Origin of the sequence: Paenibacillus polymyxa, assembly GCF_018614975.1 — a bacterium.
GTDB lineage: Bacteria > Bacillota > Bacilli > Paenibacillales > Paenibacillaceae > Paenibacillus > Paenibacillus polymyxa_E.
In genome coordinates, this window is record NZ_JAGGNR010000016.1 from 121561 (window position 1) to 143524 (window position 21964).

Annotated in this window: 22 protein-coding genes; 15 read left to right on the plus strand and 7 right to left on the minus strand. The window is 46.9% G+C overall.

Features of this window, described 5'->3' with window-relative positions; translation table 11 throughout:
- The first annotated feature begins 2 nt into the window (after window positions 1–2).
- Both J7E78_RS16285 and J7E78_RS16290 read left to right on the plus strand, forming a co-directional pair.
- Window positions 3–959 (plus strand): ABC transporter ATP-binding protein, encoded by a 957-nt coding sequence (locus J7E78_RS16285; RefSeq protein ID WP_215077278.1) that lies wholly within the window; start codon window positions 3–5, stop codon window positions 957–959.
- Complete coding sequence (locus tag J7E78_RS16290) at window positions 949–1560, plus strand: ABC transporter ATP-binding protein (RefSeq protein WP_215077279.1); 612 nt, start codon at window positions 949–951, stop codon at window positions 1558–1560. Before J7E78_RS16285 ends, J7E78_RS16290 begins: the two co-directional genes overlap by 11 nt.
- A 185-nt stretch (window positions 1561–1745) precedes the next feature.
- Here J7E78_RS16290 and J7E78_RS16295 read toward each other — a convergent pair whose 3' ends face one another.
- Both J7E78_RS16295 and J7E78_RS16300 read right to left on the minus strand, forming a co-directional pair.
- On the minus strand, window positions 1746–2939 hold the full coding sequence (locus tag J7E78_RS16295) for a MalY/PatB family protein (protein ID WP_215077280.1): 1194 nt from the start codon (window positions 2937–2939) through the stop codon (window positions 1746–1748).
- A 366-nt stretch (window positions 2940–3305) separates the two neighbouring features.
- Window positions 3306–5315 carry a S9 family peptidase gene (locus J7E78_RS16300; protein WP_215077281.1) on the minus strand — a complete coding sequence of 670 codons (2010 nt, stop codon included), beginning with the start codon at window positions 5313–5315 and terminating at the stop codon, window positions 3306–3308.
- Window positions 5316–5706: 391 nt separating this feature from the next.
- Here J7E78_RS16300 and J7E78_RS16305 point away from each other — a divergent pair, with 391 nt between their 5' ends.
- From J7E78_RS16305 to J7E78_RS16330, 6 genes are all read left to right on the plus strand, one after another.
- Window positions 5707–6264 (plus strand): STM3941 family protein, encoded by a 558-nt coding sequence (locus J7E78_RS16305; protein WP_215077282.1) that lies wholly within the window; start codon window positions 5707–5709, stop codon window positions 6262–6264.
- A 46-nt stretch (window positions 6265–6310) separates the two neighbouring features.
- The gene (locus J7E78_RS16310; RefSeq protein WP_397330585.1) at window positions 6311–7174 is read left to right on the plus strand and encodes an aldo/keto reductase; all 864 of its coding nucleotides are present in this window, start codon (window positions 6311–6313) and stop codon (window positions 7172–7174) included.
- 193 nt (window positions 7175–7367) lie between these two features.
- Window positions 7368–7754, plus strand: a complete 387-nt coding sequence (locus J7E78_RS16315; protein WP_215077284.1) for a GntR family transcriptional regulator — start codon at window positions 7368–7370, stop codon at window positions 7752–7754.
- Window positions 7747–8445, plus strand: coding sequence for an ABC transporter ATP-binding protein (locus tag J7E78_RS16320; protein WP_215077285.1), 699 nt, complete (start codon window positions 7747–7749; stop codon window positions 8443–8445). Before J7E78_RS16315 ends, J7E78_RS16320 begins: the two co-directional genes overlap by 8 nt.
- Window positions 8442–9182 carry a hypothetical protein gene (locus J7E78_RS16325; RefSeq protein WP_215077286.1) on the plus strand — a complete coding sequence of 247 codons (741 nt, stop codon included), beginning with the start codon at window positions 8442–8444 and terminating at the stop codon, window positions 9180–9182. Before J7E78_RS16320 ends, J7E78_RS16325 begins: the two co-directional genes overlap by 4 nt.
- A gap of 180 nt (window positions 9183–9362) precedes the next feature.
- The gene (locus J7E78_RS16330) at window positions 9363–9863 is read left to right on the plus strand and encodes an LURP-one-related/scramblase family protein (RefSeq protein WP_215077287.1); all 501 of its coding nucleotides are present in this window, start codon (window positions 9363–9365) and stop codon (window positions 9861–9863) included.
- A gap of 126 nt (window positions 9864–9989) precedes the next feature.
- Here the strand turns inward: J7E78_RS16330 and J7E78_RS16335 are convergent, their stop codons facing one another.
- Window positions 9990–10874, minus strand: coding sequence for a WYL domain-containing protein (locus tag J7E78_RS16335; RefSeq protein ID WP_215077288.1), 885 nt, complete (start codon window positions 10872–10874; stop codon window positions 9990–9992).
- Window positions 10822–12177: a helix-turn-helix transcriptional regulator gene (locus J7E78_RS16340; protein WP_215077289.1), complete on the minus strand. Its 1356-nt coding sequence runs from the start codon at window positions 12175–12177 to the stop codon at window positions 10822–10824. Before J7E78_RS16340 ends, J7E78_RS16335 begins: the two co-directional genes overlap by 53 nt.
- A gap of 269 nt (window positions 12178–12446) precedes the next feature.
- Here J7E78_RS16340 and J7E78_RS16345 point away from each other — a divergent pair, with 269 nt between their 5' ends.
- Entirely contained in the window at window positions 12447–13250 is an 804-nt protein-coding gene (locus tag J7E78_RS16345) for a nucleotidyltransferase domain-containing protein (protein ID WP_215077290.1), read from the plus strand.
- Window positions 13251–13410: 160 nt separating this feature from the next.
- Window positions 13411–14043: a copper amine oxidase N-terminal domain-containing protein gene (locus J7E78_RS16350; RefSeq protein ID WP_215077291.1), complete on the plus strand. Its 633-nt coding sequence runs from the start codon at window positions 13411–13413 to the stop codon at window positions 14041–14043.
- A 136-nt stretch (window positions 14044–14179) separates the two neighbouring features.
- On the opposite strand, the gene J7E78_RS16355 is transcribed toward J7E78_RS16350, so the two are convergent.
- Window positions 14180–14572 carry a RidA family protein gene (locus J7E78_RS16355; protein WP_215077292.1) on the minus strand — a complete coding sequence of 131 codons (393 nt, stop codon included), beginning with the start codon at window positions 14570–14572 and terminating at the stop codon, window positions 14180–14182.
- Window positions 14573–14847: 275 nt separating this feature from the next.
- On the opposite strand from J7E78_RS16355, the gene J7E78_RS16360 reads away from it, so the two are divergent.
- Window positions 14848–15099, plus strand: a complete 252-nt coding sequence (locus J7E78_RS16360) for an RNA-binding protein (RefSeq protein WP_105408427.1) — start codon at window positions 14848–14850, stop codon at window positions 15097–15099.
- 61 nt (window positions 15100–15160) lie between these two features.
- Here J7E78_RS16360 and J7E78_RS16365 read toward each other — a convergent pair whose 3' ends face one another.
- The gene (locus J7E78_RS16365) at window positions 15161–16081 is read right to left on the minus strand and encodes an AEC family transporter (RefSeq protein ID WP_017690279.1); all 921 of its coding nucleotides are present in this window, start codon (window positions 16079–16081) and stop codon (window positions 15161–15163) included.
- 121 nt (window positions 16082–16202) lie between these two features.
- On the opposite strand from J7E78_RS16365, the gene J7E78_RS16370 reads away from it, so the two are divergent.
- The 3 genes from J7E78_RS16370 (at window position 16203) to J7E78_RS16380 (ending at window position 19030) form a co-directional block, all read left to right on the plus strand.
- Window positions 16203–16718: a mismatch-specific DNA-glycosylase gene (locus J7E78_RS16370; RefSeq protein ID WP_215077293.1), complete on the plus strand. Its 516-nt coding sequence runs from the start codon at window positions 16203–16205 to the stop codon at window positions 16716–16718.
- Between the two features lie 142 nt (window positions 16719–16860).
- Window positions 16861–17436 carry an RNA polymerase sigma factor gene (locus J7E78_RS16375; RefSeq protein ID WP_215077294.1) on the plus strand — a complete coding sequence of 192 codons (576 nt, stop codon included), beginning with the start codon at window positions 16861–16863 and terminating at the stop codon, window positions 17434–17436.
- Window positions 17414–19030, plus strand: a complete 1617-nt coding sequence (locus tag J7E78_RS16380) for a hypothetical protein (RefSeq protein WP_215077295.1) — start codon at window positions 17414–17416, stop codon at window positions 19028–19030. The genes J7E78_RS16375 and J7E78_RS16380 overlap by 23 nt, the downstream gene beginning before the upstream one ends.
- Window positions 19031–19253: 223 nt before the next feature.
- Here the strand turns inward: J7E78_RS16380 and J7E78_RS16385 are convergent, their stop codons facing one another.
- Window positions 19254–20315 carry a LacI family DNA-binding transcriptional regulator gene (locus J7E78_RS16385; RefSeq protein WP_215077296.1) on the minus strand — a complete coding sequence of 354 codons (1062 nt, stop codon included), beginning with the start codon at window positions 20313–20315 and terminating at the stop codon, window positions 19254–19256.
- Window positions 20316–20493: 178 nt separating this feature from the next.
- Between J7E78_RS16385 and J7E78_RS16390 the strand changes: the two genes are divergently transcribed.
- Window positions 20494–21813: a glycoside hydrolase family 125 protein gene (locus tag J7E78_RS16390; protein ID WP_215077297.1), complete on the plus strand. Its 1320-nt coding sequence runs from the start codon at window positions 20494–20496 to the stop codon at window positions 21811–21813.
- Window positions 21814–21964 lie beyond the last annotated feature (151 nt).

Consider the following 21964-nt stretch of genomic DNA (forward strand, 5'->3'; position numbering starts at 1 on the left):
ATATGGCTCTGCTTGAAATTGAGGGAGTGTCGGTGTCATTTCGGCGCGCTCGCGGCTGGTTTGGGCACGAACAGACTTACGTCATTCAGAATCTGGATCTTACCATAAACGAGGGCGAGATCGTGGCTGTTGTAGGTGCAAGTGGATCGGGGAAAAGTGTGCTGGCGCAAGCCATTATGGGCATTCTGCCTGCTAGTGCCAAGATGGAAGGCAGCATTAGCTATGCGGAGAAACCTTTGACCATGGAGAGACAGCTTCAACTACGTGGTGATGAACTGGTGTTAATCCCGCAATCCGTCAGTTATTTGGACCCGCTGATGAAGGTGGGGAGACAAGTTCAGCCGGTAACCCGAGATTCGGGTCGAGAGCGCCGCTTCATGACTCGATCCCATGTGAAAAAGACGGAGCAGGAGCTGATGGATCGTTATCATCTTCCTCAGAGAACAGCCGGGAAATACCCGTTTGAGTTGTCCGGAGGTATGGCAAGGCGGGTGTTGATGGCGACAGCGACCACGGGTCAGCCCAAGCTAATCATTGCCGATGAGCCGACACCAGGCATTCATCCCGAAGTGTTGGCCGAGACAATGAAACAATTTCGTGTACTCGCAGATCAAGGTGTAGGCATTCTATGGATCACTCATGATATCACGACTGCCCTGACGGCAGCCGATCGCATCGCTGTATTTTACGCGGGGACCAATGTAGAGACGGCGCTGGTTGATGATTTTAAGGGAAATGGAGAACGTCTGCGTCATCCCTATACGAAAGCGCTCTGGAATGCGTTGCCGCAGAACGGATTTCAGCCACTCCCAGGTTCCCAGCCGTTGGCAGGTCAAGAGATCACCACAGGCTGTTCATTGGCTCCCCGATGTAATGCAGCAACCGCTGTATGTATCAGTGAACGTCCAGAGCTTCGTCAGATACGAGGCGGAGAAGTGAGGTGTTTCCATGTCACTTGAAGCACGGAATGTAAGTTACCGCTACGATCAGAAATCGTGGGTGTTTCAGCAGATGAATATGCAGGTGCAACAAGGCAAAGTCGTTGGCTTGTGGGGACCGAGTGGCTGTGGGAAAACAAGCCTTGGTCGCATTCTTGCAGGATATGCCGAACCCGCAGCAGGACAAGTACTTCTGGATAGGAAACCACTTCCTCGTACAGGAGTATGCCCGGTTCAGCTGGTGTTCCAGCACCCGGAGAAAGCCGTGAATCCACGCTGGCGGATGCGTCGTGTACTTCAGGAGGCGTCTGTGCAGGATGAGCATTTGCTCGAAGCTTTGGGTATTCAGCAGACCTGGTTGGACCGTAGGCCGAGTGAATTATCCGGTGGAGAACTGCAGCGTTTCTGTGTGGCGCGAGCACTTGGTACATCGACACGTTATGTGATCGCAGATGAGATGACAACGATGCTGGATGCGATCACTCAGGCACAGATCTGGCATACCGTGATGGAAGTGGCTCGCCAGCGTGATCTGGGATTACTGATCATAAGTCATGATCGGGATTTGCTGAACAGGTTGTGCGACAGAATTACACCGATGCCGATATCGATGTCACTGTAATTTTAATTATGTTCAATTAAATAAAATGATCGAATACAAAAGGAGTTCCCCTTGTGCAGTCATTGACCATGAATGTGAGTCATGGACTTGACTACGGGGCACCCCTTTTTCTATTTTGACAAATATTCACCATTTAACGAACAGTACACGTTTTGTTCGCAACGCACATAGATGTAATTGACAGCTTATTTGCCCGACACATTGCTTAACAACACAGATAACCTGCGCATCGCCTCTTCAACCGTGGAACGTGGACAGGCTACATTAATACGCATGAACCCTGTACCCTCCGTTCCAAAGAAGCTCCCGTCATTGAAAGCAAGCCCTGCTTCATGAAGCAGCATATTGCATAGTTGTGCATGTGGGATATTCAGCTCCCGGAAATCCATCCATAACAGATAGGTTGCTTCGGGCAGATGCAGTGTAATCCGAGGCATATGTTCCGCAACATATTGCTGTACATACTCCATATTTCCACGGATATAGGCAAGACAATCATCTAGCCATTCCTCGGCTCCGTTGTATGCAGCTTCGGTTGCAACAGCCCCCAGTGTGCTGATATTGGCAAGTCCCATCGTTTTCACACCCTGCGCGAACGATTCCCGTAACTTGGCATTGGGGATAATGATGTTGGATGTGCAGAGGCCAGGAATGTTGAACGTTTTGCTTGGAGCCGTACAGATGATACTTAGATCAGAGACGGCGTCCGAGATCAGGGTCAGAGGTGTATGAGTTCCGCGCTGATGAACAAGATCGGCATGGATTTCATCTGAAACCATCAGTACGTTGTATTGCAGACACAGTGACGTAAGCCCTTCAAGCTCCTCACGAGTCCATACCCGTCCAACCGGATTATGAGGACTGCACAGAATCAGCATTTTGACCCGACCGGTCTGCAAGCTGGATTCCAGTTGTTCCAGATCCATCGTGTAATGACCATTATTCTCTACCAAAGGATTGGTGATCAGTTCACGGCCCTGACCACGTACTACTTCATAGAAGGGCGCATACACCGGAGTTTGGATAACCACAGCATCTCCCGGATCAGTGAATCGTTGTACAGCGATGCTGAGTGCGGGCACAATACCTGGAGTGAATACGATCCAGTCATCGTTAATTTTCCAGTTGTGGCGCCGTTCCATCCACCCTGCAACAGCTGCATGATATGCCTCAGTCCGTACTGTATAACCAAAAATCCCGTGTTCCATCCGTGTTTGCAGGGCCTGAATGACGGATGGTGGAGCAGCGAAATCCATATCGGCCACCCACATCGGAAGCGCATCAGCAGCACCGAAGATATCCTCAAGCGCATCCCATTTTTCTGATCCGGTAGAGATCCGGTTAATAGACTGGTCAAATGTACTGTTATTGTTATTCATCGTATTTAATCCCCCTTGAGTTCCGTTCCTTCGACCACAAATCGACAAATCATTATCTAATACATTGGTTAATTTCGCAACTGTTGAGCGTGTATAATTGCTAACCGTTGGAACATCGTACAAAGACTATTACCAGACCAAAATATGCCGTAACGATCAAGGGTTCTGTGTCTGCAACCAACAAGGATCTGAATGAAATTACCGTGGTATGGGGCGAAGAGTAATCTTCCCTTCTATAAAAGGTGAACAGCCAGAGCCGCCCGTTGAAATCATAACCGATTTCAACGGGCGGCTCTGAGGGTTGAATCCATATCTGGTTCTATACTATGAATTAATAGTCTAATTAATAGTCTAATTATTAGTCCGTTACAGATACTCGTTAAACCATCCGGCAATATGCTCCAGACGGCGTACCCTTAAGTGAGGATGACCTCCGCGAGATAACTCGTGGTTGGCACCTGGGAAACGAACAAGCCTTGTGGTCTGCTTACGCCGTTTCAACGCAATGTATAATTGCTCTGCCTGTTCAATCGGACACCGCAGATCCTGTTCGCCATGCAAAATGAGCAGCGGAGTACTCACGTTGCCGACATAAGCGAGCGGGGAATGTTTCCACAGCTTTTCCGTGTCATCCCACGCGTTACCGCCAATCTGGTCTTCCGTGAAGAAATATCCAATGTCACTTACACCGTAGAACGATAGCCAGTTGGAGATGGAACGCTGGGTAACAGCGGCCTTAAAGCGATCGGTGTGTCCAACGATCCAGTTGGTCATGAAGCCACCATAACTGCCTCCGGTTACGCCCAGTCTGGATTTATCGATAAACTCATATTGGGACAGGGCATAATCTACGCTCTCCATAAGATCGCGATAGTCGCCACCGCCATAATCGCCACGACAGGCATCTACAAACTGTTGCCCGTATCCAAGCCCTCCGCGTGGATTGATGTACACAACAGCATAGCCTTGTGCGGCAAGAATCTGGAACTCGTGCATGAATGTAAAACCATACATCATGTGCGGGCCGCCATGAATCTCCAGAATGGTCGGGATTTTGACCCCGTCGACCATGCCACGAGGTTTCATGATCCACCCTTGCAGCCGCAGGCCATCCGAGGAGTTGAACCAGAAGGTCTCGGGTGTACTGAGATGGATCTCATCCTCAAGCTGTGGATTGCTGCGGGTAAGCTGAATCGGTTCTACCCCGGGATCTTCCGGTTGTTCATACATGTAGAGGTCACCGGGATTGCGCGTATTGGCAACAGCGGCAACGATCTGTCCGTTTTCCAATTCGGCAAATTGATAAATCTCCTGTTCATCAGGCAATATATACTCGGCACTGCTGCCGTCTATCGCGAATTTGGCAATGCGTACACTACCATGAATGGTCGCTAGAGAGAGAATGGATGAACCATCCCGACTGAATACAGGCCCCGTGGTTGTCAGATGTGATCGCATATCACCAACAATGCTGTGATTCAGTTGCACGTCCCAATCCGTGCTCAGACATACGAGTTCACCACCTGATAACTGAAGGGTGTACAACTTCACAAGTGTGGCATTTCCATAGGAACGGTCACTGGCGAGCAGTGCAATGGATTGTCCATCCGGTGCAAAGGCCAGTCGGCTGAACGTATATCCTTCCGGGGTCAACTGCTGCACATCTGATCCGTCTGCCTTGGCAAGGTACACATGATTGGTCAGGGTGTAATCGTTATGATCCTCGCCTTCTTCAGGCATTTGCGTGATCCAAGCGATGGATGTTCCATCCGGGGACCAGGCGTAGTCTCCAACGTCATAATGACCTCTAGTTACAGGAATTGCTTCCGCATCGATCGGTGCGAGAGTGAAGAGGTGGGAACGTCGACCGTTCCATAATCCACTGGCATCTGACTTCATGCGGATCCGGTCTACAACATGTTCTTGCAGCAGTTTGGGTTTATCGTCTATGTGATCTGTATGTTCTGATTCCTCTTCTCCGCTCATATCCACGGATGATTTCACAAGTAAAGTATGACCATCTGGTGACCAGAGAAAGGAACTGACGCCATGTTTCAGGTGACTGATTTGCTGTGCTTCTCCGCCATCTGATGCGATAATCCACACTTGGGACTTTCCATCAACTTCTCGTTGAAAGGCAAGCTGGGACCCATCCGGCGACCAGGCAGGGGAATGATCCTTCTCACCAGAGGTAAAGGGCCTGTCCTTCTGACTCCCTAGATGCAGCAGTCTCAGGTGAGAACAATAACCGTCACGTGCTTCATTCGTTTTCCGGCTTACATATACCAGTTGTCCGCCTTGAGGGGACGGAGTTGGATCATTAACCCATGTAATCTGATAAAGATCTTCCGATGTTATGCCGCGCTGACTCATCATTGCTTGTCCTCCCACCATGAATTCGAATTGGTTAATTTCCTAACCTTTCCATTTATATTAACGGAAAGCGACGGATAGGACAATACGACTAAGGATGGGAGGGGGGGGATAACAGCGATCAGAAGGTTGTTCTGTCATCGAAGTGACCCGGGTAAATATTCTTTCGTTCAATTCATATAGGTGTGTTAAAAGGATTTGCTCGAAGGATGACGAATCCTAATGTTGAATAAGCGCAGAAATGACGAAAAATGGTCTTAATTTAATGTTTAACATTGGTGAATTTGGTTTAATGTACAATGCAATTCCTGGTCTACATTCAGGTATTTGGTTCATAGCTATTCGTTTATATAAAACTTTTATGATTCAGTCGTAATGAAGGAGGAACGTCACGTTGAGCACATCCTATGAGCAGCATGTGGAATATCCAAACCGGAAACGAATGGCGTGGCTCACAGCAGGGGCAGCACTTTTTGTGGCAGCCGGATTTTTTTTGATTTTTGATCGTTCTTCAGGTGCGAATCATTCCATTCTCTCAGGTGTCATTGGACTTCTGTCCATTTTGTTTTTTGGGCTATGTTTCTGCTACAGTCTGGTAAAGATGATTAAGAAGGAACCTTCTTTTGTAATCGATGAGGATGGGTTTGTGGATGCATCTTCTTATACCGCAGGAGGAGCAGTGGCCTGGAGAGACGTTGAGAATATTTTTATGTATGAATTGATGGGACAGAAAATGATTGGGGTTAAATTGCGAGATGAGAAAGGTTTCCTGGATCGCCAGAACGGGATGAAACGCAAATGGATGACGGTTAACAGCAATATGGTCGATGCGACCATCAGCGTTGCCCAGAGTAGCCTCACCATGCCACTGGATCAGGTGTATACCATGATGATGGGCCACTGGAGACATGTGAGTGATAACATGATTTATGATTCGTATAATCGTCGTTAGAGAGGTCGCAATGTCCATAAGTCTTCAGATTGGAGGAATATAGATGATGCATGGTAATCAAACACGCACGATTCTGCTTCCGGATGGAACTGCCCTGCCTGCGATAGGACAAGGTACATGGAACATGGGAGAGAAGCAATCCAGCCAGCAAGAAGAAGTGCATGCACTGCGTTCTGGTATTGAACAGGGAATGACCGTGATTGATACGGCGGAGATGTATGCAGAAGGTGGGGCAGAAGTTGTTACGGGAAAGGCCATCTCGGGCCATCGTGATGAAGTTTTTCTCGTATCCAAAGTATATCCCCATCATGCAGATCGCAAGCAGATGATTACGGCTTGTGAGCGTAGTCTCACGCGTCTTGGCACAGATCGTCTGGAACTGTATTTGCTTCACTGGCGCGGAGGAGTACCACTCGAAGAGACGGTTGAGGCATTGGAACAATTAAAGCAATCCGGTAAAATTCTTCGCTGGGGTGTATCGAATCTGGATACAAGGGATATGCAGGAGTTATGGAGTTTGCCGGAGGGTGCTCAGTGCATGGTGAATCAGGTGCTCTACCATGCAGCTTCGCGTGGTATTGAACATGATCTGCTTCCCTGGATGCGGGAACGGAGCGTTCCTGTAATGGCGTATTGTCCACTGGCACAGGGTGGCAGACTTCGAAGTGAATTGTTGGAGCATCCAGTCATTCAGGAGATTGCACAGGATCGAGGAGTTACGACTTCGCAGATCGCATTAGCCTGGGTGATCAAGGACGGAGATGTGCTGGCGATTCCCAAGGCGGTACAGCTGAATCATGTGGCAGACAATGCAGCAGCAGTGAATATCGTTTTGACACAAGAGGAGCTCGCCCGTTTGGATGAGGCATTCCCTGCACCTAAAGGCAAAGTACCTCTAGATATCGTGTAAAGTAGATGACATACGACTAATAAGTTATGCAGAGCAGATCTTCACGATCTGCTCTTTTTTTTGTATGTATTTCGATAACCAAAGCTTACTCATCAACTGAGCGAATAGATAATTTAACAAATGGGCTTTACAACACTATTTCACTAGTGTACTATGTAACTAACACACCAGTACAGAGAGGAGCGAGAGCTTTGTGACTATGGAATTTGATAACAATTCACCAATCTATCTGCAGATCATGCAGTACATCAAAAGACAGATTGTAACCGGGACCCTTCAGGCAGGTGACAAAATTCCTTCGGTTCGTGAACTGGCGGCTGAACTACAGATCAATCCAAATACAGTACAACGGACATTTCAGGAGCTTGAGCGGGAAGAAGTGGTTGAAACCAAACGGGGCTTGGGCAGATATGTGACCAGTGAGGAGCGGAAGATTATGACGATCAAAAAAGAGATGGCCGGTGAATTGCTGGAACGCTTTCTGACCGGAATGCAGGAGCTGGGGATCGAAGAGCAGGATATCTTATCCATCGTAGCTGATGCCGTTGCGGAAGGAAAGGGAGGAACAACGCATGAGTAACATCCTTGAACTAAACCAGATCAATAAAACATATGGCAATAAGAAAGCGCTCAGTAATATCACATTGGATATTGCACCAGGGCGAATCGTTGGTCTACTGGGTAGCAACGGCAGTGGCAAAAGTACGCTCATGAAGCTGGTTGCCGGTTTGTTGCATCCGAGCAGCGGAACGATTCAAGTCACAGGTAAGCCTGTTGGGCTGGAGACGAAAGCGCTGGTTTCATTTATGCCGGATCGCCCATTAACCGAGAATTGGATGAGAGTACGGGATGCGATTGCTTACTATCGCGATTTCTATGCTGATTTTGATGAGGAGAAGGCGCGGGAGATGCTGGACTTCATGAACCTTGTCGAGAGTGACCGGGTACGGCATCTGTCGAAAGGTATGAATGAACGACTACAACTAACACTGGCACTTTCTCGTAAGGCTCGTCTGTATTTGCTGGATGAACCGATTGGCGGAGTAGATCCGGTTGCGCGAGGCAAGATTCTGGATGCGATCGTCAAATTCTATGATGAAGACAGCAGTCTCATTATCTCCACGCATCTTGTGAATGATATCGAACGAATTTTTGATGAAGTTGTCTTTATTCGCGAGGGCGAGCTGGTGATGCGGGAAGAAGTGGAAACACTCCGTCTGAAATATGGCAAAAGTGTGGATGAGATGTTCAAGGAGGTCTATGCGGAATGATGACATTATTGAAGTATGACTTTAGAAGGAACTGGAATACACTGCTGGCTGGGCTGGTTATTTTGATTATTGCGCAAGTGGCGCTTTCCCTTTTCATGTCTGAGGTCGCAGGGGTTGTGCTTGGCATTATGGGTTATGTTGGAGTAGGTGTGGCTATTTATGTGAAAATGATCAAAACATACACGTCCAATATCCGCTCGTATAACCGCCGTCTTTTACCCGTAACGGGCCTATCCCATGTGTTGTCTCCTTTGATCTTTGGAGCTCTTTGCGGGTTGGGATTAGTCATTATTTTTGCGACTCATGCCTACATCTATATTTCAATGAAGCTAAGAATGAACATGGCTAGCAATATTGATCTTTCGGGTCTGCATATTTCGGATTATATTAGTTTGTTGCTGTTTAGCGCATGGGTTATGGTATTCATGACCGTTATCATCTTCCTTTCGATCTCGATTGCAGGCAGCTTCCGTTGGAGAACTGGGCCATGGATTGGCATCGTTGCATTCTTGGTCCTCGTTAATCTGATTGGCTGGTTGGAGAATATCATTATGACAGGACGCTTCAGTCCAAATGAGATGTTCCGTTACACCGAAGAAAGTACAGGGATCTCAATCACAGCCAATGGCGTATTATGGTCGGACGGCATGTGGGGAAGCACTATATTTGAAGTAATCGTAGCAGTTATCTTGGTGTGGGCTACCATTTATCTGAACAACAAAAAAGTTGAGGTCTGATGACAGGGACAACTTGAACGGGATTCGAGCAACCAGGGTTGCTCGTTTTTTACATCCAGTGATGATACACTTTTTGAATCGAATCCCATTAATGATACGTAAATATAGATATATTGTGTGCTTGTTGCGAGATTAGGTTAAAGAGAACAAAAGGATCCGTAAGGGAAAGGAGGAAGCGTAATGGAACTATACTTCAGGGATAACTTTTTTAACGCGGGTTACACCGAGATTATGAATCCGAATCAGGAACAGGCAGGGCATCTGGATTTGAAAAGTGTTTTTGGTTCTTCGCTCGATGTATCAGATAACTCGGGATTGGTTTGCAGCGGCAAATTCCGCATGTTAACGAATCGTTGGGATATCACTGCAGCGGATGGGAGACATCTGGGTGTGTTGCGAGCAAGGTTTAGTTTCTTCAGCAAGAAGTATGAGTATGATGCAGGATCACGTGGAACGTATGAGGTCTATGCTCCAGCATTTTCGCAGGAATATGATATCAGTGGAGCTGGCGGCCGCATCGTGGCAAGTTTCCGTCGCACCAAGGGCTGGTTTAGTTCAGGGGCATTTGTATTAGATAACCAGTCGGAACAACTGGACACGTATGAATTAATTGCGGTAGTCATGGGCGTGCATGCGATTAATAAAAGACGGAACTCGGCTGCCAGCAGTGGTGGAACCTAGTTAGGGGCATGGATAGAAAAAAGGTTTGGATGAGATCATCCAGACCTTTATTTTTGTATATGGATATAGATATGGATATGGATTAGGCTTATGAGCAATAATTATGGTTAACCCAATCTTACAAAATCATTGACCATCGGCTTTCGCAAGAGAGCCTTCCTCGCGTTGGTGGTGCTGAACTTCATTGGAGTGTTCGGAATGCGTATCAGGATCTTTTTCCGCATAACGTGCCAGTGCCTTCGCAGCTGTTTCGGACATCCGCTCCCGTAGCACTGTGTGGTCAGCGATTCGAACCCGTTTGCCGAGAAAACGCATTTTGGATAAGACGTAATCCATCTCATTGCGCGGAATGGTCAGCTCGATCCGATATGTCTGCTTGGCTTCCATGTACTCGACCTGTTTCTCGAAGCAGGAGAAGGCATAGAGGATTCGGGACAGCTCCTGATTGAATTCGGGCAGTACCTCGATGGTGATGGTCGTCTTACGCCTCAGCGTTATCGCAGCAATTCGGGCAGTGTAGCCCGAAGCGGTATCCGGATCAACCGGTTGGGCTTCCACGGTAACGATGCTGTGCAGCTTGGTTGACATGAGTTTGTCGAAGCGAGGCGCGTACCAGAGCACATACCATTCTTTTTTGACCATGGAATACTCCAGTTTATACGGGAAACCAAATTCATCCTGGCTTGTGCGTCCATTGCGGACGCGACCGATCAGCCGAAATCCCTGATGATGGAGAATGATTAGCCGTAACTGTCTAAGAAGTGGATGAGAGACACTGTTTTCCTCACTTTTGGCTTTTTCGGTCAGGTAATCCTGAAGGTTCAGGTCCTGTTCACTATTCAGCATGTTGTGCATTTTATCCAACGTTACAGGGCTCAGGGCTTCTCTTGCGGCAGGGTGGTTTAACATCATACGAAGCCAGGCTCGTTCCTGTGAGGTCCAGGTGAATAGTCCGGTTTCATTCAGTCGTGTCATCATCTGATAGTTGAACATCTTCTCGAACAGGTTCATAATATTCCGCAATCTCCTTCCATTCCTTGATCATCTCCTGGCGTAGTCTCTGAGGTGCGATTATTTCACAGCTTGAGCCAAAACTCCGTAACCACGGTTTGATCTCGGTGGTACCGTTGACCTGGATTTCGTAGAGAAAGGTATGATCCGTTTCGGGTATAATCTTGCCCCATTGACCTTGCAGACGAACCCGGTCCAGAATGAAGTTGCGCTGACCACGCTCCGGGTGGAAAAAGCGTGCTTGAACCGTCACGGTATTCCCCGTATCCACGAGCCAACTGTAACGACTAATGTCGGTCCACTGCTGCTTCAACTCGAGCATGTATTGCTCTTCTATTGAATCCTCTTCCTCCAGTTGGGTTATGCCTTCCATCCGGAATTTCACAAAGCCGCGGCGACCCTGATATCCAATGACATACCAACGACCATACTGATGGTCATAGATCACTTCAAGGGGCACAATCCGGTTGGATCGACCACTTGCTTCCCGTTCAAAGCGTGGATTCGTATTCTGTGAACTGTAGCTGGATGGTTTTTTCGGTGAAAAGTACAGAAACTGCACACGTTTGCGCTGGCGAATCGCACTAAGCAGCGTGTAGAGATGAGCTTCATCCAGGATACGAGAATAATAGTGATACTTATAGATATAGGGTTCGGTAGCTTCTTCTTGCGGGAAACTTGCTGTAATGGCTTTCTTCAAACTGTCCCGCAATAAGTACCCCTGTACGGAAGGAACTTGAGTATTCGCCATCATATCCACAAAATCATATAACTCCAGCTGTTCCTCCACCGTTAATTCGGTAAGCACATCCTGTTGCAAGGCATAGCGATACGGTCTGCCACCGAGCTCTTTCCGGATGACGCCGACCTCCTCCAGATACTTTAGATCGGAGCGAATGGTTTTCTCGTCAGGTAACGCCAGATCTTCCGGCAGATCAGTACAGCAGGCGTCCAGCAGTTCCATCGCGGTCAGGGTTTTATGTTGTAAGGTATGCAAAAGAACAGAAAGACGCTGAACTTCAGTCTCTTTCATCGACTTGGCGCGGAAGAGGAAGAGCAGCATTGGCTCTGCCGACTCTCCGTATTGGAAGCGGACGAGATCTGCCATTTCCCGGCTTGCTTCGGCACCTGAGCGTTGGTCAGTGACAGTCTGCATGATTTCTTTTAATCTGCGATTGGTTTTATCAAAGGTATGTACGGATATGCCAAGCCGCTCGGCATATTGTTTGCGGTTATACGCACCGCTTGTTAGGGATAACATGCGTAAGAACTGAATTTCTTTGTCAAAACTCTCTCTTGCCATGAACATTCACTCCTTGTTATCCCTTCATTGTAGCAGGATGAGTGGCAGGTTTCATTTTAAACTTATGAAGGTAAACGATAATTTAATGATTTATGAAATTGATTCGTCGCCATACTTCTGCCATGTTCGTATGTGTCATGCGTGGGTCATAATGAGGGTATGAGCGAGGCTGGGACACACGTTTAATCGATCTGGTGAACAATGCGAAAAGGGAACAGGAATCAGTGATACATAATGTAATGTATTTGTTTCTAAAGGAGGTAATGGACATGAACTATGTTCATGAAGACATGAAAGATACGATCAGGCAACAATTGAAGCAGATTGAACAGGAGGAGCAGGTACGGATTATCTATGCCTGTGAATCGGGCAGTCGAGCGTGGGGATTTCCTTCACAGGATAGTGATTATGATGTTCGTTTTCTGTATGTAAGACCGCTGGAGTGGTACTTGTCGATTGAGGATAAAAGGGATGTTATTGAACGCCCGATCAGTGATCAGCTCGACATTAATGGTTGGGATCTGCGCAAGGCCTTGAAGCTGTTTCGCAAATCAAATCCACCACTACTGGAGTGGCTGCAATCCCCCATTCAGTATGATGAACAGTATAGTGTGGCACAGCATATCCGTGCACTGTCGCCATTGACCTTCTCACCCAAGTCCTGCATGTATCATTATCTGAATATGGCGAAGGGCAATTTCCGAGATTATTTACAAGGTGAGCAAGTGAGGATTAAAAAGTATTTCTATGTTCTTCGTCCCTTATTCGCTTGTGGCTGGATCGAACGTTATGATGCGATGCCACCGATGGCATTCGAAGAGATGGTGCAAGAACTTGTTCCTGCGACTACACCGCTGTATACGGGAATTCATGAATTGCTGCGCCGGAAAAAGGCGGGCGAGGAACTGGATCTGGAGCCGCAGTTGCCAGCGATACAGACATTTTTGGCGGAGAAGATCGAGCATTTTGAACGACTGGCCGGCCAGATGGAGAATGAGCAGATTATTCAATTTGAAGAATTGGACCGGATTTTCCGTTTTGCATTGCAAGAGGTGTGGGGCGAACGGGGGTAAGAGGAAGAAAGTTGTGTGCTGGTAACGCTTTCGCTGAAGTCAGAGCGAGTAGACCCGCGTTTGTAAATTGTTATATGAAAATAAATTTGTTAACCACCTATATTGTATGGGTAATTATGGTATGATACTCTAGCCAAACTAATTGCTGGGGGTTATCCATATGCGGTTCAAAGTAATAAGCAGTTTTCTTGCCATTTTTATGATTTTTGCTACTGTTGCGTCTGCCCATCCGGGAAGAACAGATGCGAGTGGAGGGCATACCTGTCGCACCAACTGTGCAAAATGGGGGCTGAAACAAGGGGAATATCATTATCACAACGGAGGTTCCTCTTCCAGTTCCAAATCTTCATCTTCAAGTTCATCCAGTTCAGGAAGTACCAAGAAAAGTAACAAGTCTTCAACGGCAACCAAAAAGAAAGTTGCTCCTAAACCAGAATATATCAAGTCTGCTGTTCAGGTGAAGGTGAATGGGTCCAAGGTTATTTTCACTGAATCTCCTATTGTCATGAATAACACGAATCTCGTACCTCTGCGTGAGATGGCCAAAGCAATGCAAGCCAAAACGTCTTGGGACAGTAAGACTCAAACCATTACCGTTACCAAAGACAAGTACAAGCTAATCTTTACCTTGGGTAGTAAAAAGGTGAAGGTGAACGGAAAAGAAGTCACCCTACAGGCAGCGCCTAAAGAAATTAAGGGAACAACATATATTCCGCTCAGAGTATTGGTAGAAGGACTTGGAGCATCCCTCACTTCATCCGGTAATACGCTAACGGTGAAAGTGAAAGAATAAAAATAAGAAATCATACAGAAGCAGGTTGGGATCAATCCTAACCTGCTTCTTCTATTGTATTTATAAATGCATTATTTGGAGGAGATCCTCATCGCACAACGTATCTTGAGCTGGGGCGTATGAGGTGTTTGGAAGATCAGTTGGTATGTGCAACGGCGCGAATCTCAATCAATTGATGAGGGAAGGCCAGTCCCGATGTGCCAACCATTGTAACAGCCGGACGATGAGTACCAATGTACTCTTTATACACGGCAACACACGGCTCAAGATGCTCCTGCGGGTGAACCAGGAAAATCTCCAGTTCAGCAATGTTTGACTTGGTCACGTTGAATCCTGCGAGCACGCGATCCAAGTTATCCAGTGTCTGGCGAACCTGTGCTTCAATATCATCCACACCAATAAACGTCCCCTGCATATCATGCGAAAATTGCCCTGCAATGTAGATCGTACCGTTAATGCTGTATCCCTGAGCAACGCTAAATGCTTCTTCCCACGGTACACCGTGGCTATAGATTTGAGCTGTATTCATAAGTTTCTCTCCTTTGGAATTCAAGATAAGGTTAGTATAAACGGAGAAAAACGGCTTGGGCAGTACGCACTTTCATGACAGTGACTATCCATAAGGATAGTGTGAACACGGTGTGTGTAAGCCTAACGACTCATTTCAGAGAATCTTTATATCAGGATATTTAATTTAGGTATAACTAACTTAAGTCCTATATCCTTCCCCTAGAATCTGGGTAATAATGATAGTAGGCAAGGGATTAATGGAATCTCATAACGTAACGATAGGGGGTAACCTGTATGGCATCCTTGATTCTGCTGGTGAAACAGACGGAGGACGATGAGAAGGTTATTTATCGATTCGGACCGAATGAGCGAAAGATGGGGCTCATAGAGATGAATAAGATTAAGGAAAGTGTGAGGGAACTGGAACCTGTTCAGGTGGATGGGGTAAGTCCGAGTTTTTTCTTTAACCGAGCTGCGCAGCGACTGGTACGATGTTTATTCAGGGAAGGCGGCAAGTTCCCGGAACGAACGACGTTTGAATCATAGTTTCAGCACCGCAAAAATAAGTCCACAACCCTGCTCATGGGTCATGGGCTTATTTTTCGTTTCAGAACGTTTTGGCATAAGAGATCAGTGCCGTAATCGTAATGATATTAAGCAACGTTGAGATCAGCACCGTCTGGGCTGCAAAATCGGGTTCGTTATCGTATTCTTCCGCAAGGATGGATGCGTTGACACCGGTCGGCATACCCGAAGCGATAATAAGTGCCTGTGCAGCGATGCCTTCCAACCCAAGCAGAAGCACAATCGAAATCCCGATAGCCGGGCCAATCAGAAGACGCAAAAATGTGCTAATATACACATCAAGGCGATACAGTTGAATTGGATATTTTACAATCTGTGCCCCGAGTGTCAGAAGCGCCACGGCAACCATACTTTGCTGCGCATAGGTCAGCGGCATGGACAGGAACGTAGGCAAGGGAACCTTCCACATGTGTAACAGAATCCCCAGCAAGAGTGCATACGGAACGGGCATTTTAAGAAATCCAATAATTACTGCCCGGTAATTACCCTTGAGCTTCGCGCCCTGAATGGACAACACGCCATAGGTGAATGTCAGTAATGCTTGCAAAGACATGACCAGTGCCTGAATGGAAGAGGCGAGTGGATCGCCGCGGAATACCAGTGCATTGATTGGCAGTCCGTAGTTGCCTGCGTTATCCAGCATAATACTGTTGTTGAAGGCAGCCTTCATGCCTTTATTCATCCGAAGCGAGCGCGCAAATACAGAACCTACAATATAGAGAATCAATACATATATCGCGTAAAAGAGTGTCACGGTCCCAAGCAGTTCGCCCGACATATCCGAGTGATACATGCTCATAAAGACGGCTGCGGGGGTAATACAATAGAAATTGATTTTGGCGAGTGTGTACAAGTCCAGCTTGAACACTTTTTGCATCCAGGACCCGACGGCAATCAGGAGAAAGACGGGCAGGACGACTTCAAGCATGATGTCTGCAATCATTAGTTCAGCTTCCTTTTTCATGAAAATTTCAATCCGATTTCGAAAATGCTTTGCTTATTATATCATTTTATACACAACCGAACGTGGGAATAGGCTAAAAAAGATCAGGAGGGGTTGCATCATGATTCCAGATCATCTGGATGCTGGTTTATCGATATTGTTTATTGGCTTCAATCCGAGCATTACGTCTGGAGAGACGGGTCATCATTATGCTTACAAAGGAAACCGGTTCTGGCGCATTCTTGAACGGTCGGGATTAACCCCGCGTTTATATGATGCACAGGAGGATGGAGAGTTGCTGAAGCTGGGATATGGATTCACGAATATTGTGGCCCGTCCCACCAGAGGTATGGAGGATATTACGAAGGAAGAGTACGCAGAAGGACGACAGATTTTACGGCAAAAGCTGGAGAAATACCGACCGGACATCGCTTGTTTTGTCGGAAAAGGTGTATACACCCAGTACAGCAAGCGCACCAAAGTGCAATGGGGATTTCAGGACGACCCGGTCGTCAAGGAAATTCAGGAGTTCGTCGCTCCGTCGTCCAGTGGACTCGTGCGCATGTCGATGGATGAGATTGTGGCGATCTATTCACAGCTTGCTGATTTTGTTGCGGAGAAGAACAGGGAAGATTAAGAGGCAAATAAGCAGAGTTCACCCAGTCGGCTTCGCCGATAAGGGCGAATTCTTTTTTTTGGATAAAGTGAGAGGTTTCGGGAACGGCTTCCGTCTATATAGTACAGAACCATGCATGGAAGCTGTAGAGAAGGGGGATTACATGACTCAACAGATACCGGAGGAGGAGCTTATTCAGCGCATTGTTGCTGGGGATAAGCAGTTGTTCTCCGTGCTTGTGGATCGATATAAAAATAAAGTCTACGGCATCATGCGCGGAATGGGCGCGAGTCATCCGGATGCAGAGGATCTCGCTCAGGATACGTTTATTCGCATCTATCGTTATCTCCCGTCGCGGCGGGAGGGAAGCAGTTTCTCGTCGTGGGTGTACACCATTGCGGTGAATCGGATGAGGGATTTTATACGAGAAAAGAAACCCGTCATGTCTCCGGTCGATCAGGGGATCGAACCTGTCAGTAATGAAACACCGGAAAAGCGTGTGCTGCATAAAGAGATGCAACGTGAAATATATCGCCAGCTCGAACAGTTACCTGAATCGTATCGCCTGGTGTTATTACTGAAGTACACAAACGAGTTGAGCTATGAAGAGATTGCAGACATTACAGGCATGAGTTCAACCAAAGTGCGTAACGCCCTTTATCGCGGGAAAAAAACGCTGAGGAAGCAAATGGAACGCAAAGGAGGTTTAGCTACGTATGAAGCCTATTTCAAAGGATGAGGATCGGTTGTGGGAGGAGCACCTTTATCGTGAGGAGCCGGACGCAGATTTTACGCTTAAGGTCATGCAGAAGCTGGATGGCGTGTCTATGGAAAGTGGAGAAGATCAGTATCCATTCGTGAAAAAATCCATGAGAGCGCATTGGATGCGGCGGACTGGAATTGTTACAGCGGCTGTTGTGATCCTCGTGGGAGGGGCCTGGTTTGCTTTTGATCACACAGCAGAGCCAGCGCAACCCGCGGTAAATGCTGTGGATCGTCTGCCATTGCCTAACATACCTGTGCCTGAAGCATTGAAATATTCCTATTTTGCGGATGATTATAAACGTCTTAAACCTCTTGGACTTGTAGTTAATCCGGATATCAATATCAATGACCAGGGCTACACGCTTAAAATTGAAGACGTGCTTGTAGACCGATCTCATATGGTAATGACTATGCAACAAACAACACCTGATGGATTAGGGTTATCACGTTTACTGTCTGAGATGGGGAGAATTCATGTTACGGATGAGGAGGGGCGACAGGTTGCTACTCTTGCAAGAGATACTAGAACTAAGGGTTCCGTAACTGAACGATTGTTATTCCAGTTTCATGATGAAATTCCGGATCAGGTAGTCGTGCGGGGTGAACTGCGTAATTTAAATATGGGCAGATATTATGATTACGAGAAGAAATCCTACGAAGATAGAGATGTTACGGTGGATTGGAGCTTCCAATTCAATATCGATATGACCAAAGCCAAATCATTGGCTGTTGAAAATTCTATGGATAACACATATACGACGCCAGAAGGGCTAAAGCTCGATATGACCCAGCTTGTACGCACGCCAAACGGAACCCGGCTTGACCTGAATGTGAGTCTGGATGATGAACTTCGTGCCAAAGGTGATGAGGATTGGGCGAACTATATGAGCATCATCTACCATCTTGAGATTCCTGAAACAAATGAATATCGAATTTTCAATGGAATAAGACCAGATGCCCGTCAAGCCAAGTTTCGGCTCCAAGATTTGAGTGAATTAAGGAATGGTGGGCCGTTGAAGTTGTCGGAGACATGGGACCCTGCATTTGTTACGGTAGATGCGAAGAACATTCGCTTTGTTCTGGATGGTTACACCCTCCCGGTGAAGGAAGAGAAATCAGTGGAAGTTGATCTGGAGAAGAGGCGTAAGGACGACACTAAATTTTATACTTTTGTAGCATTTGAACAGCTTGGAGATAAAATATTAATCTATGATTTTGATTACGAGCCAATGATGGAATCATATGATCCTCCGAAGATTGATGTAAAGGAAGGCTATTCACTAGTTCTGAAGGGGAGTGGGACGTTCCGAAATGCTTTCATGGGTGATCGCTGGGTTGCAGTAGATTCGGATGGAAAAGAGTATCCTGTTGAAGTGAACGGTTATCCGGATCAACCTAATAATAACGGTGGATACGTTGAAGATGATCTGCAATTAAAAATTCGGGGGTTTAACGAAGAAAAGGGTACAAAATTCACTTTGAAAAGAACCGTAGTCAATAGAGAGTATCGCGATGTGAATTGGGAAGTGGATCTTCCGTCGTACAATAGCTTGCCTTGGCTGAAATAACCATTAGTACAATTCTTAGACATGAAGCAGATGAAAGCTTCGAATGGATGTATAAGGATGGATCAGTAGATTTAAGTGTGAATGTACAGGAATATAAGGTATAAGCCTAATATACGAAAAAGGCCCTGCATAATATGCGGGGCCTCTTTTGTATGCACCAGACTTATGGGACAGCAAGTACCTAACGAATTCATTTTCAGAAAAGAGCGATTACCTTTCTGAATTATGCCGATTCCCTTGGAATCAACGTAGTCGATAACATAACCGTTTCTTTCGGCGTTCCGGGGCGTTCGATCCGGCGTTGTAAAGCCTCGACCGCGCGCTGTCCAAGTTCCTCTTTACACAGATTAACTGTGGTCAGGGGCGGGGAGGACGTAACTGCGGAATGTACATTGTCGATACCGATGACAAGGCAATCTTTAGGTGTAGAGATACCGATCTCCTGTAATTTGTGCATCCATTGCAAAGCAATATCATCATTAACACCAATCCAGGCATCGGGACGTTTGTCATCTGGCATGTTTTGAATGGTGGTAGCCAATTGGTTAACCCATTCGCCGTTCTCATACGGAATGTTCCATTCTCTGAAGCTGGTCGTATGACTGGTGTCCACATGGAAATGGTTCAGGGCCAACTCAATCCCGATCTTCCGCTGCGCAAAGCTGGCAGCACGACCATCATCTGTGATGAGGCCAATCCGTTGGCAATTCATAGACATTAGATATCTAGCCACGGTGATGCCAGCTTCCAGATTATCATGGCTGATCGTATCACAATTCAGCAGGGGTTCCTGATGATCTACCAAAATAATAGGCCGACCGGTCTGAGAGAGCCGTTGCAGAACTGTATGAGGAAAAGCCCCCATGACAATAATCCCGGCACAACGTTCCCAGTCCAAGTGAGGAGCAATAGCTTTTTCGGGAGAGATGTTCTCGTCCGTCACTCCGAGTGAGGGAGATACAATGGCATGATGCCAACCACGCTCATTACAGGCGGAGATCATGCCTGACAGAACACGTTGCCAGTAGTGAGGTTCACCACGGTTGAGCTGATTCATGCATATGAGAGCAAACGGTGGATCGGACGGATCTGCATGGTTTGCAGTAGCAGGACTATTGCTAGCACCCGGAGTACTTTGGCGATATCCTAAAGCCCGAGCGAGTTCGAGTACCCGTGCGCGTGTCGCTTCACTGACACCCGTCTTGCCACTGAGTGCGCGGGAGACGGCATATTTGGATAATCCGAGCTGGTCAGCCAGCGTCTGAATGGATACTTTGCGTGACATATCATTACTCCTTCGTATGTGAGATAACCTTTATGAATTGACGATCATCGTCTGACACAGTACACTTACAAATAATAATGTTATTATAATTTATCATAACAAAAATAACAATAGTGTAAGGGTGTTAGGCTTAATCTAAACCAATTTGCTAAACCTCAATTTGAAGGAGACGACATCCATGGAACAGTTCAGATTACCGAAAATCCCTATGCCACAACTGGAATTGCCGCAAGCTGTGCAGGATATTCTGACTGAGGCGGACGAGCGTTTGCAACATCGACCGAGATTGCTGGCTCAGTTTCGCAATTGTTTTCCCAATACGCTGGAAACGACCACGAAGCTACTTGAGGATGGGACCACCTTTGTGATTACAGGGGATATTCCCGCGATGTGGTTAAGGGATTCGGTAGAGCAGGTCATGCATTATGTTCCACTTGCGAAGGATGATGAGAAGTTACAGCGTATTATCGGAGGACTAATCAAACGTCATACGTTCTACGCTGAGATGGACATCTATGCCAATACTTTCAATGAAACAGCGAATGGATGGCATTGGGATGCCAATGATGAGACGGAGATGTCACCTTGGGTGTGGGAACGGAAGTTTGAACTGGATTCCCTTTGTTTCTCCATGAAGCTGGCTTACACATATTGGCGGGAGACTGAACTTACGGATATATTTGACGAGCGCTTCAAGAAAGTAATGGGGAATATCGTACACCTGTGGGAGACAGAACAGCATCATGCAGAACGTTCATCTTACCGGTTCATGCGTCGCAATTGTCCAGCCCATGATACGCTGCGTAATGAAGGATTGGGTATGCCTGTGAATTACACGGGGATGATCTGGTCCGGATTTCGTCCGAGTGATGATGCCTGTGATTTTCATTATAATATTCCGGCGAACATGTTTGCTGCGGTAACCTTGCGTCAGATGGGGGAGATCGCGAAGTGGGTGTTCAGGGATGAACATCTGGTAAGCCGGATGGCTCGTTTGGAAGAAGAAATACGACACGGTATTGCCCTGTACGGTACTTACCGTCATCCAGAGTATGGACAGATTTATGCCTATGAGACGGACGGTTACGGCAACTTTTGTCTGATGGATGATGCGGGCACACCTGGACTGATGTCTATACCGTATATGGAGTATACTTCGATTGAAGACAGGGTGTATCAGAACACACGTCGATTTATTCTGAGTAAGGAAAATCCGTTCTACTATGAAGGGAAGGTAGCCAAAGGCATTGGCAGTCCACACACACCTCCGGGATACATTTGGCACATGGCTCTATCCATGCAGGGTCTGACCGCAGACAATGACGAGGAAATGCTGGCCATGATTGAATTGCTGGAGAACACGGATGCGGGTACCGGATATATGCATGAGGGTTTCCACGCTGATGATCCCAACACGTTCACCAGACCATGGTTTGCCTGGTCCAACAGCCTGTTCTCGCAGTTGGTGTATAAGGCAATGAAAAAAGGAATTCTATAAGTGATGTAGTTCAAAAAAATAATTGCTCACTGCCTGCAAAGTGGCCGTTCCGGTTACGAATCGTTCTTTTGATCGCTGTTATCCCCGGATTTCCTGATCGACTTTTGTGAAGTCGAAATCCGGTGATAAAGGCGAGCACTTCGTTTCTTCA